The 12,937-nt window shown below is 70.8% G+C and carries 12 protein-coding genes and 1 pseudogene; 7 read left to right on the forward strand and 6 right to left on the reverse strand.

What is annotated here, in order from left to right:
• From KVT45_RS53590 to KVT45_RS53600, 3 genes and pseudogenes are all read left to right on the forward strand, one after another.
• A pseudogene (locus KVT45_RS53590) lies at positions 1 to 295 on the forward strand (acetyl-CoA C-acetyltransferase); the annotation flags it as partial.
• A 34-nt stretch (positions 296 to 329) separates the two neighbouring features.
• Positions 330 to 1,997, forward strand: coding sequence for an AMP-binding protein (locus KVT45_RS53595; RefSeq protein WP_217562174.1), 1,668 nt, complete (start codon positions 330 to 332; stop codon positions 1,995 to 1,997).
• A 95-nt stretch (positions 1,998 to 2,092) separates the two neighbouring features.
• Complete coding sequence (locus KVT45_RS53600) at positions 2,093 to 3,148, forward strand: LLM class F420-dependent oxidoreductase (protein WP_217562176.1); 1,056 nt, start codon at positions 2,093 to 2,095, stop codon at positions 3,146 to 3,148.
• Here the strand turns inward: KVT45_RS53600 and KVT45_RS53605 are convergent.
• Positions 3,129 to 4,229, reverse strand: a complete 1,101-nt coding sequence (locus KVT45_RS53605; RefSeq protein ID WP_254648700.1) for an acyl-CoA dehydrogenase family protein — start codon at positions 4,227 to 4,229, stop codon at positions 3,129 to 3,131. The two genes, KVT45_RS53600 and KVT45_RS53605, sit on opposite strands and share 20 nt — an antisense overlap.
• A 131-nt stretch (positions 4,230 to 4,360) precedes the next feature.
• Between KVT45_RS53605 and KVT45_RS53610 the strand changes: the two genes are divergently transcribed.
• On the forward strand, positions 4,361 to 5,164 hold the full coding sequence (locus KVT45_RS53610; RefSeq protein ID WP_217562178.1) for an enoyl-CoA hydratase/isomerase family protein: 804 nt from the start codon (positions 4,361 to 4,363) through the stop codon (positions 5,162 to 5,164).
• A 22-nt stretch (positions 5,165 to 5,186) separates the two neighbouring features.
• Here KVT45_RS53610 and KVT45_RS53615 read toward each other — a convergent pair whose 3' ends face one another.
• Positions 5,187 to 6,428 carry a MaoC family dehydratase N-terminal domain-containing protein gene (locus KVT45_RS53615; RefSeq protein ID WP_308311162.1) on the reverse strand — a complete coding sequence of 414 codons (1,242 nt, stop codon included), beginning with the start codon at positions 6,426 to 6,428 and terminating at the stop codon, positions 5,187 to 5,189.
• Positions 6,429 to 6,455: 27 nt separating this feature from the next.
• Positions 6,456 to 8,060 (reverse strand): class I adenylate-forming enzyme family protein, encoded by a 1,605-nt coding sequence (locus tag KVT45_RS53620; RefSeq protein ID WP_217562182.1) that lies wholly within the window; start codon positions 8,058 to 8,060, stop codon positions 6,456 to 6,458.
• Positions 8,061 to 8,236: 176 nt separating this feature from the next.
• Between KVT45_RS53620 and KVT45_RS53625 the strand changes: the two genes are divergently transcribed.
• Entirely contained in the window at positions 8,237 to 9,004 is a 768-nt protein-coding gene (locus tag KVT45_RS53625; protein WP_217562184.1) for an SDR family NAD(P)-dependent oxidoreductase, read from the forward strand.
• Positions 9,001 to 9,771 carry a crotonase/enoyl-CoA hydratase family protein gene (locus KVT45_RS53630; RefSeq protein WP_217562186.1) on the forward strand — a complete coding sequence of 257 codons (771 nt, stop codon included), beginning with the start codon at positions 9,001 to 9,003 and terminating at the stop codon, positions 9,769 to 9,771. The genes KVT45_RS53625 and KVT45_RS53630 overlap by 4 nt, the downstream gene beginning before the upstream one ends.
• A 16-nt stretch (positions 9,772 to 9,787) precedes the next feature.
• Here the strand turns inward: KVT45_RS53630 and KVT45_RS53635 are convergent, their stop codons facing one another.
• On the reverse strand, positions 9,788 to 10,288 hold the full coding sequence (locus KVT45_RS53635) for a MarR family winged helix-turn-helix transcriptional regulator (RefSeq protein ID WP_217562188.1): 501 nt from the start codon (positions 10,286 to 10,288) through the stop codon (positions 9,788 to 9,790).
• A 69-nt stretch (positions 10,289 to 10,357) separates the two neighbouring features.
• Here KVT45_RS53635 and KVT45_RS53640 point away from each other — a divergent pair, with 69 nt between their 5' ends.
• Complete coding sequence (locus KVT45_RS53640) at positions 10,358 to 10,909, forward strand: carbonic anhydrase (protein ID WP_217562190.1); 552 nt, start codon at positions 10,358 to 10,360, stop codon at positions 10,907 to 10,909.
• A gap of 316 nt (positions 10,910 to 11,225) precedes the next feature.
• Here KVT45_RS53640 and KVT45_RS53645 read toward each other — a convergent pair whose 3' ends face one another.
• Positions 11,226 to 12,152: a cyclase family protein gene (locus KVT45_RS53645; RefSeq protein ID WP_217562194.1), complete on the reverse strand. Its 927-nt coding sequence runs from the start codon at positions 12,150 to 12,152 to the stop codon at positions 11,226 to 11,228.
• Positions 12,153 to 12,219: 67 nt separating this feature from the next.
• Positions 12,220 to 12,937: acyl-CoA dehydrogenase family protein (locus KVT45_RS53650; RefSeq protein ID WP_302832708.1), on the reverse strand; the 718-nt coding region annotated here is incomplete at its 5' end.

Below are 12,937 nucleotides of genomic sequence, written 5' to 3' on the forward strand. Positions count from 1 at the left end.
CCACAAGGAGCTGGAACGCGCCGGCCTGTCGATCGGGGACATCGGTGCCTTCGAGGTCAACGGGGCCTTCGCGCCGGTACCGCTCGCCTGGCAGAGCGAGGTGAAGGCCGATCCGGACCGGGTCAACCCGCTCGGCGGGGCCATCGCGGTGGGACATCCGCTCGGTGCGTCCGGTGCCGTCCTCGCCACCCGGCTGCTGCACCACATGCGCCGCCACGGCATCAGGTTCGGCCTCCAGACCATGTGCGAGGGCGGCGGCACCGCCAACGCCACCGTCTTCGAACTGGCCGACTGACATGACCGCGACGCGGACACCGGAGGAGACGGCAGTGAGCGTGACACCCGAGCAGCGGCGGCAGGATCTGGCCGTGCTGCGGGAGCGCTGGTACCGGGAGGGCCACTACTCCTCGCGCACCATGGCGGATGCCCTGGAGGACGCCGGCCGCCGGGTGCCCGGGACGCGGTTCGTGTTCGCCTCGGAGGCGGAGGCGACCACGGTCACCTTGGCGGACGTGCTCGCGCTGGGCAGGCGAGCGGCGGCCGGGCTGCGCCGGCTCGGGGTGCGGCCCGGCGACGTGGTCGCCGTACAGGTCCCCAACCGGCTGGAGCTGGTGGTGTCCTACTTCGGCACCTGGCTGGCCGGCGCGGTCGTGCTGCCCATCACCCACATCTACGACTCCGCCGAGGTCGGTGTCATCCTGCGCGACGCCCGGGCGAAGGTGCTCGTCCTGCCCGACGCGTGGCGCTCCATCGACTTCGTCGACCGCCTGGCCCGCCTCGACGCGGGGCCCGCCCTCGAACACGTCGTCATGATCGGCGACAGGGCGGCACCGGACGCGGTTCCCTGGGGCACCCTGCTGGCCGAGGCGGAGGAGGCGCCGGCGCCCGTGGACGTGGCCGCTGACGACGTGGCCGCCGACGACGTGTGCGCGGTGATCTACACCTCGGGGACGACCGGCGCACCCAAGAGCGTGCAGCACACACACAACACCCTGCTGCACGAGCTGCGCAAGGGTGACCTGATGAACGAGGCCGGGCCGGACGACACCCGCCTCATCCCCTGGCCCTCCGGCCATGTCGCGGGGCTGCTGGCCGCGTGCAGCGGGATCGTCGGGGGCACCGACACGGTGCACATGGACCGCTGGAACGAACGCCGGGCCGTCGAACTCGTCGAGGAGTTCCGGTGCACCATCACCAGCGGCACCCCTCTGCACGTGGAGGCGCTGCTGAGGGCGGCCGAGGAGCACGGCCGGGACATCTCCAGCCTGCGATTCGTCCAGATCGGCGCCGCCAACGTCCCGCCCGCGCTGGTCGCCAGGGCCGACGACGCGGGCATCGTGGTGGCCCGCGCCTACGGCAGCACCGAGCACCCGCGGTGTGCGACCTCCCCGCTGGACGCCTCGGCGCGCCAGCGGTCCATGACGGACGGCCTGGTGCGCTTCGGCGACGAGGTGCGGATCGTCGACGACGAACTGCGTCCGCTGCCGGTGGGGGAGGCGGGTGAGGTCGTCACCCGCGGCCCCAGCCAGTTCGTCGGCTACCGCAACCGCGCGTACGACGCCGCGGCGTTCCTGCCCGGCGGCTGGTTCCGCACGGGGGACGTGGGACGGCTCGACGAGGACGGTCACCTGACCATCACCGACCGCATCAAGGACATCATCATCCGAGGCGGGGAGAACATCGCCTCCAAGGAGGTCGAGGACATCCTCACCACCCATCCACGGGTCCGGCACGCCGCCGTGGTCGCCGAACCCGACCCTCGGTACGGCGAGCGGGTGGCCGCCTTCGTGGTCCTCGACAGCGGCACACTCGACGTCGAGGAGGCGCGCGAGCTGTTCGCCCGGCATCGGGTGGCACCGCAGAAGGCGCCCGAGCGGATCGTGGTCGTTCCCGATCTCCCGCGGGCCCCGTCGGGGAAGGTCCGCAAGTTCGAGCTGCGCGACCGGCTGAGGGCGGCGGGGGCCACGGAGCAGTCCGCCGAGGAGGTCCGTGCCTGACCGTCCCTATCCCGTGCCTGACCGCCCCGTAACCCGTGCCGCCGCGATCCGGTGCCGTCCTGGCCCCGGCCCCGGCGGAACAAGAGAGGCTTCTCATGGACGTGGGACTGCTGATGAGCTACTCGGGCGGCTTCGCCGAAGCCGCCCGCCGGCTGGGCGACTTCGAGGCGGCCGGAGTCGACTCGGTGCTGCTGCCCGAGGCGTACACCTTCGACTCGGTGAGCCAGCTCGGTCACCTCGCCGCCCGCACCGAGAGGATGCGTCTCGCGACCAGCATCCTCAACGTGTACTCGCGCACCCCCGCGCTCCTCGCGATGACCGCGGCCGGACTCGACTTCGTGTCGGAAGGACGGTTCGAGCTGGGCATCGGCGCGTCCGGTCCCCAGGTGGTCGAGGGGTTCCACGGGCTGCCCCACACAGCTCCGCTGACCCGGATCCGGGAGGTGATCGAGATCTGCCGGACCGTCTGGCGGCGCGAGCCCCTGCGGCACGAGGGCCGGGTCTTCCAACTGCCGCTGACCGCCGAGCGCGGGGGCACCGGCCGGGGCGGCCGCGCGCTGAAACTCATCAACCATCCCGTCCGGCCGGACATCCCGATCGTCCTGGCGGCCCTGGGACCGAAGAGCGTGGAGCTTGCGGCGGAGCTGTGCGAGGGGTGGCAGCCCACCCTGTACCTTCCGGAGGCGGCCAAGGAGGTCTTCGGTCCCTCCCTGGCGGCCGGGCGGGCCCGGCGCCTGGCCGGACTGCCGCCGCTCCGGGTCGTCGCCGACGTCAAGGTCCTCGTCAGCGACGATGCGGAGGAACTCGCGGCCGGACGGCAGCGGGTCCGCGAATACGTCGCCCTGTACGTCGGCGGCATGGGAGCCCGGGGCCGGGACTTCTACAACGCCCTCGTCGCGCGGTACGGCTTCGAAGGGCCGGCGGCGGAGATCGAGGAGCTGTACCAGAGCGGCCGCAAGGACGAGGCGGCCGCCGCGGTCCCCGGAGAACTGGTCGACGCGGTGGCCCTGGTGGGGCCGCGCGGACTGGTCGCGGAGCGGGTCGCGGCGTTCCGCGACAGCGGGGTCACGGGGCTGAACGCCGCGCCGATCGCGCTCACCCACGATCGGCGGGTCGAGGACATGGAACTGCTCAAGCGGCTTGCCGGGTGACCGCCGCGCGTTCCAGGTGCGCGAGCACCCGCTGGTGATGGTGGGCGGCGGTGCCGTGGACCAGCGAGTCCACCGTCGCCCGCCGCAGATACAGGTGCAGGTCGTGTCCCCAGGTGAAGCCGATGCCGCCATGGGACTGCAGGGCCTCCCCGGCGACCTCGGGGAGGCGTTCGCTCGCGAAGGCCTTGGCCACGGCGGCCGCCATGGTGGTGTCGTCGCGGCCCGCGTCGAAGGCCATGGCCGCGTAGTAGGTGGCGGCCCGCAGGCCCCGCAGGGTGATCAGCATGTCGGCCGCCTTGTGCTTGACGGCCTGGAAGCTGCCCAGTGGACGGCCGAACTGTTCGCGCACGGTGACATGATCGACCGTCATCTCCAGCAGCCGTTCTCCCACGCCCAGCGCGTCCGCGGCGGTGAGGACCGTCATCGCGTCCACCCACCGGTTCGCGTCGCCCTGGCGGTCGGACAGCACCTGCCCGGCTGCCACGGCCACGTCGTCGAACACGACGTCGTACCAGGAACGCGTCAGGTCCAGGGTGCTGCGCCGCTCCGTACGGGCGGCGGACGTCGGGACCAGGAGGACGTACGGTTCGTCCCCGGTGAGCGTCACCAGCAGCCAGTCGGTACAGGCGGCGGCGTGCACGGCCGTGGCCCGGCCCGACAGGACGAGGTCCCGCCTCTCCCGGCGTGCGGTCAGGGAACCGTGGTGCACGAACCCCGCCTTCAGTCGTCCTTCGCCGAGCTCCGTCGCGGCCTGCGCGGCGAGGTCGCTCAGGCCGGGGCCCCAGGCGGCGGACATGGACGCCAGGGCCGTCTCCACGAAGGGGCCCGGTGCCGCGGCGCGTCCCAGCTCCTCGGCCACCAGGCAGAGCTCCACCAGCCCCTGGGCCGCGCCTCCTTGGGCCTCGGGGGTCGCGAGGCCCGTCCAGCCCATGCGCGCACCCCTGCTCCACAGCTTCTCGTCGACGTCCAGTCCCGCGTCGAGGACCGCCCGGACGAGATGCGGAGGGCAGTACGAGGTGAGCAGATCCCGCGACGTCTCGCGCAACGCGGCCTGTTCCTCGGAGAGTTCGAAGTCCACCATCGACCGGCCCTTCCATGGTCGTACCGGTTACGGATCACTAGCCTCTCATTGAGTGTAATGATTAAGCTATCTGGCGTGCCAGCTTGCGGAGGATCCAAAGGCCGCGAACCCGGCGGGCGAGAGGAACGATGATGTCGGACCAGGAGTTCAGCACCGGTGAGCGCGACTACGAGACCGTGCTCTTCGAGGTGACGGAACACGTCGCCACGGTCACCCTCAACCGTCCGCACAAGCTCAACGCGTTCAACCAGACCATGGTGGACGAGTTCCGGGACATCTGGGCGCGCGTGCGCACGGAGGACGCCGTCCACGCGGTGGTCCTGCGGGCCGCCGGCGAACGCGCCTTCTGCACGGGCACCGACGTCGACGACCGGATCCATCTCGCCGGGAACGTCTGGAGCCAGGAGGACCCTGGGCGGGGGCTCAGCCCCAAGCAGAACCGGGTGTGGAAGCCGGCCGTCACCGCCGTGCACGGGATGGTCGCAGGCGGTGCCTTGTACTGGCTCAACGACTGCGACATCGTGATCGGCGCGGACGACGCCACCTTCTTCGACCCGCATGTGAGTTACGGCATGACATCGGCCCTGGAGCCCATCGGGCTGGCCCGGCGCATCCCCCTCGGCGAGGCCCTGCGGTGGGCGCTGCTCGGGCTGGACGAGCGGATGTCGGCCGCGCGGGCGCGTGAGATCGGTCTGGTGTCCGAGCTGGTGCCCTACCCGGAACTATGGGGCCGGGCCGGCGAACTGGCGCGCACCATCGCGGCCAAGCCGCCCGCGGCCGTGCAGGGAACCGTCCGGGCGATCTGGGAGACGCACGGCCTGGACCGCGAGGCGGCCCAGGCGCTCGGCTGGCACTACACGACGATCGGCAATCCTCTCGGCAAGCCGCAGGTCTCGCGCGAGACCTTCGTCAAACCCAAGTGGACGCTGCGCTGACCCGCGCCCGCGCCCGCGCCTGTCAGCCGGCGAACCGCGCGATCTCCGCGTCCAGCAGTTCGCCGAGAGTCTCCGCCGGGGGATCCGGCAGGCGCACCGGGGCCTGACGGGTCGGCAGCAGAACGACGGCTCGTCCCGGTGTCGAGACCTCCCCGCGCTGGTTGTGGCAGGACACCTCGATGTGCACCTCGTTGCCGACGTCGGTCCGCACCTTGTCCACCACGACACCGCGCACCCATGTGGTGTCCCCGACGTAGTTGAACTTGCGGTGCTCGCAGCGGAGTCTGAACAGCCAGCCGTCGTCGCCCATCCAGTCCGTGAGCGCGTGCGTCAGCCAGGTCTCGCGCATGCCGCCGTAGTCGTAGCTCATGGGGATGCCCAGCTCCCGCGCGCGCTCCGGCTCCCAGTGCAGCCGCTGCACCGTGTCCGGGATGTTCCGGGCGTTGGGCGGGTACAGTCCGGGGGCTTTGCGCCGCACCCGCCGGGCGACCGCGAAGGCCCCCGGCGGCGTCAGCTGCATGCCCCACCCCACATGCCAGACGACCACGTCGGTCACGGTGGGCGGCCCCTTGGCCCGGGGCTGGAGCTCGTCGCCGACGGGGACGTCCTCGAAGTAGCGGGTGTTCGCCCCGCGGCGCTCCTCCGCGTCGTAGGCGGCGTCGATCTCGGCGAGTTGGTCGGCGGTGTAGGGGGGAAACTCCAGGTCCTCCTTACCGCCGGCCCGGTTCCTGCTGGTGTGCCGTTCGGCGTGGATCCACGTGCCGCGCTGGAGGGCGACCACCTGCCCCGCGCCGTCGGCGAACAGGAAGTCGTTGGTGACATGGGCGGCCCTGCCCCCGAAGGAGCTCGGCTTGACCTGGACGCCGACCTGGGCCCGCAGGCAGGAGCAGCGGTCACCCAGACGCAGCGGCCGGTAGTACTCGAACTCCATGACCGCCTGGTAGGCGCCGAGCCCGGCGAACGGGTCGCCCTTGAGGATCGCCTTGGCCCGGGCGTCCGGTTCGACGGCGTTCTCGCCCATGGTGTAGAGGTAGTTCGGCGGTGCGATCGTGCCCTTCCACCGGGTCGCCGGGCCGTGTGCGGGGTCGCACCACAGGGGATTGTCGTCGCCGTACCCGAGCGCGAAGTGACGGATTCCGTCGGTGCTCACCTCCAGGTTGTGCGGCGGCAGGCGGCGCTGGGGGACACCGATGCGCCGCCGTGAGCGCTCCACGGCATCGTCGGTGAGGAGGCCGTAGTCCGGCCGGTCCGTCAACGTGGTCACCATCTCTCCTTGCTTCGTGGGCGGGCTCTAGCCGCGGTGGTCGGGGAACGGTCCACCGGCCCGCTCGGCCGGTTCTGGGAGCGCGTGGCCCGGTGTGCCGTCGGCGGTGAAGAGTTTCTGGAGCCGGGGCCGGTCGACCTTGAGCGAGGGAGTCCGCGGCAACTGGTCCAGAATCCGCAGATCCACCGGCATCTGATATCGCGTCAGTCGACTGGTCAGGTGATCGAGCAGGTCCTGCCTGCTGGCCTGACCGCACAACGTGACCGCCACGACCGGCACTTCACCCAGACGCTCGTCCGGCAGCCCGACGGCGGTGGCGTCACTCACGGCCGGATGCTGGTGCAGAGCGTCCTCGATCACACTCGGCGGGATCTTGAAGCCGCCCCGGTTGATCGCGTCGTCCGCGCGGCCGTGGATGAACAGGAAGCCGTCCTCGTCCAGCGAGGCCAGGTCGTTCGTGCGCAGCCAGCCACCGTCGGCGACAGGTAGTTGGGGGCCGCGGACTTCGAGCAGTCCGACGCCGCCCGGTGTCTGGACGTCCTGTGTCGTACGGTCGACCACGCGCAGTTCGATGCCGCGGTGCGCGCGGCCCACGCTGCCGCGCTTCGTCCCCGCCCACTGGCGGTGGTCGGCGAGCGACCAGCCCGCGATGGCTCCGGCGAACTCGGTGGCGCCGTAGGTGGCGAGGACCGGCACGCCGTACCGCGCCTCGAACTCCTCGGCCAGTTCAGGCGGCAGGGGTGCCGTGCCGGAGCCGATCGCCCGCACGCTGCTGAAGGTGTCGGCGGGGAGTTCCGCGTGCAGCACCATGCGGATCGCGGTGGGCGGCAGGCGAAGTTGGCGCGGCCGGTGCCGGCATACCAACCGGGCCCACTCCTCGACCTGGAACCGCTCCATCAGGGCGACGGACCGGCCGTCGACGGCATGGGCGATCGCGAAGTACAGCCCGCTGATGTGGGCGAGCGAGGACCACAGGATGACGCATCCCCGGCGCAGGCGCGGACCTGTGCTGTCGTCGAGCATGGTGCCGGCGGCCTGGAAGGCGGCGGTCAGCTGCGGATAGGTCAGGGAGACGCGTTTGGGCTTGCCGGTCGTACCGCTGGTCATCATCACCACGGCCACGTCGTCCGCGGGCAGCCCGGGCAGCCCGGGAGGCGTGGGCGGCGCGGGTGTCCAGGAGTCCGGCCGGAGCCGCAGGCCCGTCTCCTGGCGAGCGATCAGGGGGACGGCGCCGATGTCCTCGGCGGCGTCCCGGACGGCGTCCCGGGCCCAGTCCTCCTCGTCGGCGATGACGACGTCCGGGCGCAGCGAGCGGATGTCGTCGCCGAGACCCGTCTCGCCCACGTGGGGGCTGAGGGTGACGACCTGTCGGCCGGTGGCGATCACCGCCAGCAGCGCGGCCAGTTGGGCCGGCCTGTTGCGCAGCACGAGGCCGACCCGGCGAGCGGAGGGGTGGCTGCTCAGGAGAGCGTCCAGATCGCGGGTGACGTCGGCGAGGTACGACCACGGAAGGCTCGACTCCGCGAAGGTCAGTGCCGTCGCGTTCGGGTCGATGCCCATCACGTGACGGAGCCAGTTCGAGAGCAGGGGCAAGGTGCGCCCGGCGGGATGCGAGCGGGCCTGTTTCGTCATGGCGTCCTTCTACGGGGAGGCAGACGTTTAAGCTAAATTAGTTACTTGATTCTATCGGTGCTGTCCAGGTGAGGCCAATGGGCGTCCCGCATCGGTGCGTTGAAGGCGCTCCTGAAACAGACAAATCTTTTATTTGACATGCCTGATTGTTGGGGAGGACGCATGCAGGAGGACACATGCAGCTAGACGCCATCACCGCACCCGCCACCGGCGGTGCCTCCGGCCTCGGAGCCGCGACCGCGGCGGCGTTCGCCGAGGCGGGAGCGAAAGTGGTCATCACCGACCTGCCCGGCTCGGCCGGTGCACAGACGGCTGCCGCGATCGGCGGCGGAGTCCGGTTCGTGCCCGCCGACATCACCGACGAGGACAGTCTGCGGGCGCCCCTCGAAGCGGCCCGGGAGGCCGGCGACCTGCGAGCCGTCGTGCACTGCGCGGGCCGCGGCGGGGACCGGCTGCGCATCCTCGACAAGTCCGGGGCACCCGCCACGCTGGACAGTTACCGTCAGGTCCTGGAGGTCAACCTCGTCGGCAGCTACAACGTCCTGCGCCTGCCCGGGGCCGCCATGGCAGGCAACACCGTCGAGGACGGCGACCGCGGTGCCATCGTGCTGACCGCGTCGGCGGCGGCCTTCGAGGGACAGATCGGCCAGACCTCGTACGCCTCCTCCAAGGGCGGCGTGCACGCGATGACCCTGGTGGCGGCCCGGGACCTCGCGAGCTGGGCGATCCGGGTCAACACCATCGCGCCCGGGGCCTTCGACTCCCCGATGCTGGCAAGGCTGCGCGAGGACATCCGGCAGAGCATCGCCGAGACCATTCCGCACCCCAGGCGCCTCGGCCACGCCGCGGACTACGCCGACCTGGCACTGGCCATGGTGCGAAACCCGTATCTCAACGGGGAGACCGTCCGCCTCGACGGCGCCCTGCGCATGGGCCCGAGGTGAGCGCCGCCCCCGAGGTCCTGGTGGACGTACAGGACCGGGTCCTCGTCATCACCGTCAACAGACCGGCACAGAAGAACGCGATGACCCTGGCGGCCGCCCACCTCGTCGCCGAGGCCGTCGACCGCCTGGACGACTCACCGGATCTGTCCGTCGCCGTCCTCACCGGTGCCGGCGGGACCTTCTGCGCGGGCATGGACCTGAAACGGTTCGCGCTCGGGGAGCGTCCGGCGCTGCCGGGGCGTGGCTTCGGCGGGCTCGTCGAGGCACCCCCCGAGAAGCCGATCATCGCCGCCGTCGAAGGCTGGGCGCTCGGCGGCGGCTGCGAACTCGCCCTCGCCTGCGACCTGGTGGTGGCAGCTCAGGGAGCGCGCTTCGGGCTGCCCGAGGTCAGGCGCGGCCTGGTGGCACGGGGCGGCGGAATGATCAGGCTGCCGCAGCGGCTGCCGCGCTCCGTCGCGATGGAACTGCTGCTCACCGGCGACCCGATCGACGCCGAGCGGGCGGAGCGACTGGGACTGGTCAACCGCGTCGTGCCCGAGGGTCAGGCGCTGGAGGCAGCGCTGCAGCTCGCCGGACGTGTCGCCGGGAACGCGCCCTTGGCCGTGCGCTGCGCCAAGGCCGTGGCGCGCGCCGCCCCCGGCTGGCCACAGGACGAGGTGTGGCGCAGACAGGCCCCGTTCTCCGACGCCGTGTTCGCCTCGCAGGACGCGCAGGAAGGAGCACGGGCGTTCGTGGAGCGCAGGGAACCCAAGTGGACGGGCCGCTAGTAGGTGTTTTTCTTCCTCAAGGCCCCAGGTCTGCGCGGTCGTCTCGCCGGTGTGTCGGTTGGTCGGATTCCAGCGCAGCGAGCCACTGGTCGAGAGTCTCAGCGGTATGTGAGCCGAGTGCTGCGCTGATCCATGCCTGGGCGCGATGCCAGGCTGGCTCAGCATCGGCAAGCGCCTGGTATCCGGCCTCTGTGACGGTCACCCGGGTCGTCCGGCCCGTCGACGACGTGGCGGCTACCTGTACAAACCCGCGCTGCACCAAACCATCGAGGTTGCGGCTGACAGTCGAGCGCTCCAGGCCGAGCCAGTCGGCGATCTCCGACGGTCTCGCCGGACCGTCGAAAAACGCCAGCTCAGAAAGCACCTCAAGCTGTGGAGCGGTCAGTCCGAACTGCCGCAACTCCGCGTCGACCCGTCGGCCCACCAGCCGCTGCAACCGCGCGATCCGCCTACCCAGGCACCCCTCGACCATCTGCCGCGCTTGCCGACGCGCCTCGGCCTCACCGATCTGTTGCATTTACACCTCCTGCCTGTACAGTACCCCTTACAGCAAGTGTTGTATATACATCACCTTGGAGGAAATGCCATGACGGAGTTCAACGAGCTGCTGGAGCGCAACCGCGAGTTCGCTGCGAACGCCGATCTCGGAGGGCTGGCCATGCCGCCCAAGGAAGCGATGCCTGACAAGCTGCTCCTCCTGCTGACCTGTGTCGACCCGCGGGTCGAACCGGCCGGCTTCCTCGGGGTCGGAACCTGGGATGCGGGAGTGCTGCGCAACGCAGGCGGGCGCGTCGACGACAAGGTCGTAGAAGACATCGCCTATCTCTCCATGCGCCTGGGCGCGCGGATGGATGTCGCCGTCATCCACCACACGCAATGCGGGACCGGCATGCTCTCTGAGCCCGCCTTCCGCCAGGCCTTCGCTGACCGCACCGGTCTGGACGAGGGCGCCCTCACGGAAAGGGCGGTGACCGACCCGACCACGACCGTGCGCCAGGATGTCGCGAAACTGCTCGCAAACCCGCTGCTGTCCAGCGACATCATTGCTTCGGTGTCCGGCCACGTACTGCGGCTCGAGACGGGACTCGTCGAGACGGTTGTTGAAGCAACCGCTCCGGCCCGGACCCCCGCTGCCTGACCAGATGGTTTCAGCCTCCGCCGTGGTGATGGCGGGCTTCTCGCCGGGTCGGCGTCAAAAAAGCCGTACTGGTAGCTGGTCACACTCAGGCCGAGCCGGGTACGCCCGCAATCATCAAGCTTCCGGCGTAGCCGACCATCTACGGATGTGCCACCGTCCTGGAACGCCGTTACTGAAACGCTCTCGCAGAACGGCGACTCCAACCCAACCAGTGACACGACCTCTCTGGCCTGCGGCCTTGAGGAAGAAAGACACTCACTTAGGCGCGCGTTGCCCGCCCGGCGTTCACTCGTCGGGCGGGCCGTACCTACGGCCGTCAGCGGATCGCCACCGGGTTCACCAGGCCGCCGGTGCTGCGCAGGAAGCGCTCGGGCGTGGCGTTGAGCAGGAAGGTGTAGCGGAGGTCGCGGGCACAGGCCGCCGCGAGGTCTTCCAGTACCCAGTTCTGTCCCTGGATCATGCCCATCATCACCAGGCACAGGACGTGCACGGGCAGCATGACGTCCTCGACGTTCGACGGCAGCAGTTCCATGGGCATGTTGTCGATCGCGGCGGCCGCCGCACGGCGCTCGTGGAAGAAGAGGGGGGCGTCGTAGTCGAGCGCGGGCACCGGCCGGCGATAGCTCGGGACGTCCGCCAGCAGGAAGTGCGTCACCTGCCCGGTCCGGACCAGGACGATGTCGCCTTCCTCCACCGGTGTTCCCTGGGCCTCCTCGACGGCCTCCAGCACGGCGCGCGTCACCGGGAACCGGCCCGGAAGGACGTCGACGCCCTGGTGCCGGGCCACGTCCAGGAGGATGCCGCGCGACACGACGGTGCCGGCCGCCTCGATGCCGAGCCGCGTGGCACCGGAGGCGTCGATCGCGTCCGCCGGTACGCCGTTGTACATGACACCGCGGTGACTGCAGTGCGACAGCGCGTCCCAGTGCGTCGCCGCCTGCGTGGGGGTCACCACGATGTCGTCGCTGTAGGCGACCGAGTCGGGGGAGTCGCCCATCAACGTGTTGATCGCGAGCATCGTCCGGACCGGATTGATCCGTCCCGGGACTCCGATGCCGTTCTGCGGGCCGTCCAGCGACAGCGACATGGAGAGCGAGAAGCTCTCGCCCGTCACCACCGAGGCCGTCGCCTTCCTCACCACTTCGGGGGTGATGAAGTTGAGCGTCCCCCGCTCGTCGTCCGCGCCCCACCGCTTCCAGTTGCTGACCTGCTCGGCCAAGGTGTCGAACTCGGCAACGCTCAGCACGGTTTCCGCCTCTCTTCGCTGTGAACTCGCGTGCGTACGACGTGACCGTCCCGGCCGGTCCACGTCAGGAGCGCGGCTCCCGGGGAAGGCCCAGGGCCCGCTCGGCGATGGTCGTGCGCAGCACCTCGTTGGCGCCCCCGGCGATGGTGTAGGCCCGGGCGTAGAGGAGGGCGTCCTGCCAGTAGCCCCCGTCCACGGCACGGTCGTCGCCCTCGACCAGCAGGCCGTCCAGCCCCTGGAGCCGGACCCCCAGCGAGACGGCTTCGAGGTTGGTGTCGCTGAAGAAGACCTTGACCATCGCTGCATCGGTCGGCTCGTCGGTTCCGGCGGCCATCCGGGACTGCACGGCCTTGCTCATCAGGTCGGCGACGTACACACGCGTCGCCAGCCGGCCCAGCCGGTCGCGCACGGCCGCGTCACCCAGAGGCGGCAGCCCCTCCGGACCGGGCCTGGCCGCCAGCGCCAGCAGACCGCTGAGGTCGTCGAGCAGTTCGGCGCTCCGCGCGGCCACCGACCCCCGCTCCTGGGCCAGGCTCGCACCGGCGACCCGCCATCCGCCGTCGACCTCACCGATCACCCGGTCGGCCGGGATGCGTACCCCGTCCAGGAACACCTCGTTGAAGTCGGCGGTGCCGGTGATCTCCCTGAGCGGCCGGATCTCCACTCCCGGGGCGCGCATGTCGAGGGCGAACGCGGTGATGCCCCGGGTCTTCGGCGCCCCGGGATCGGTGCGCGCGAGCAGGTATCCGACGTCGGCGTACTGGGCGTTGGTCGTCCACACC

The organism is Streptomyces sp. GbtcB6 (assembly GCF_019091475.1).
Taxonomy (GTDB): domain Bacteria; phylum Actinomycetota; class Actinomycetes; order Streptomycetales; family Streptomycetaceae; genus Streptomyces; species Streptomyces hyaluromycini.

Bases quoted from the DNA above. Each gene is read 5' to 3' on its own strand.
- KVT45_RS53600 (WP_217562176.1), top strand. From the start codon at position 2,093: ATGGACGTGGGACTGCTGATGAGCTACTCGGGCGGCTTCGCCGAAGCC.
- KVT45_RS53605 (WP_254648700.1), bottom strand. From the start codon at position 4,229: ATGGTGGACTTCGAACTCTCCGAGGAACAGGCCGCGTTGCGCGAGACG.
- KVT45_RS53610 (WP_217562178.1), top strand. From the start codon at position 4,361: ATGTCGGACCAGGAGTTCAGCACCGGTGAGCGCGACTACGAGACCGTG.
- KVT45_RS53620 (WP_217562182.1), bottom strand. From the start codon at position 8,060: ATGACGAAACAGGCCCGCTCGCATCCCGCCGGGCGCACCTTGCCCCTG.
- KVT45_RS53625 (WP_217562184.1), top strand. From the start codon at position 8,237: ATGCAGCTAGACGCCATCACCGCACCCGCCACCGGCGGTGCCTCCGGC.
- KVT45_RS53635 (WP_217562188.1), bottom strand. From the start codon at position 10,288: ATGCAACAGATCGGTGAGGCCGAGGCGCGTCGGCAAGCGCGGCAGATG.
- KVT45_RS53640 (WP_217562190.1), top strand. From the start codon at position 10,358: ATGACGGAGTTCAACGAGCTGCTGGAGCGCAACCGCGAGTTCGCTGCG.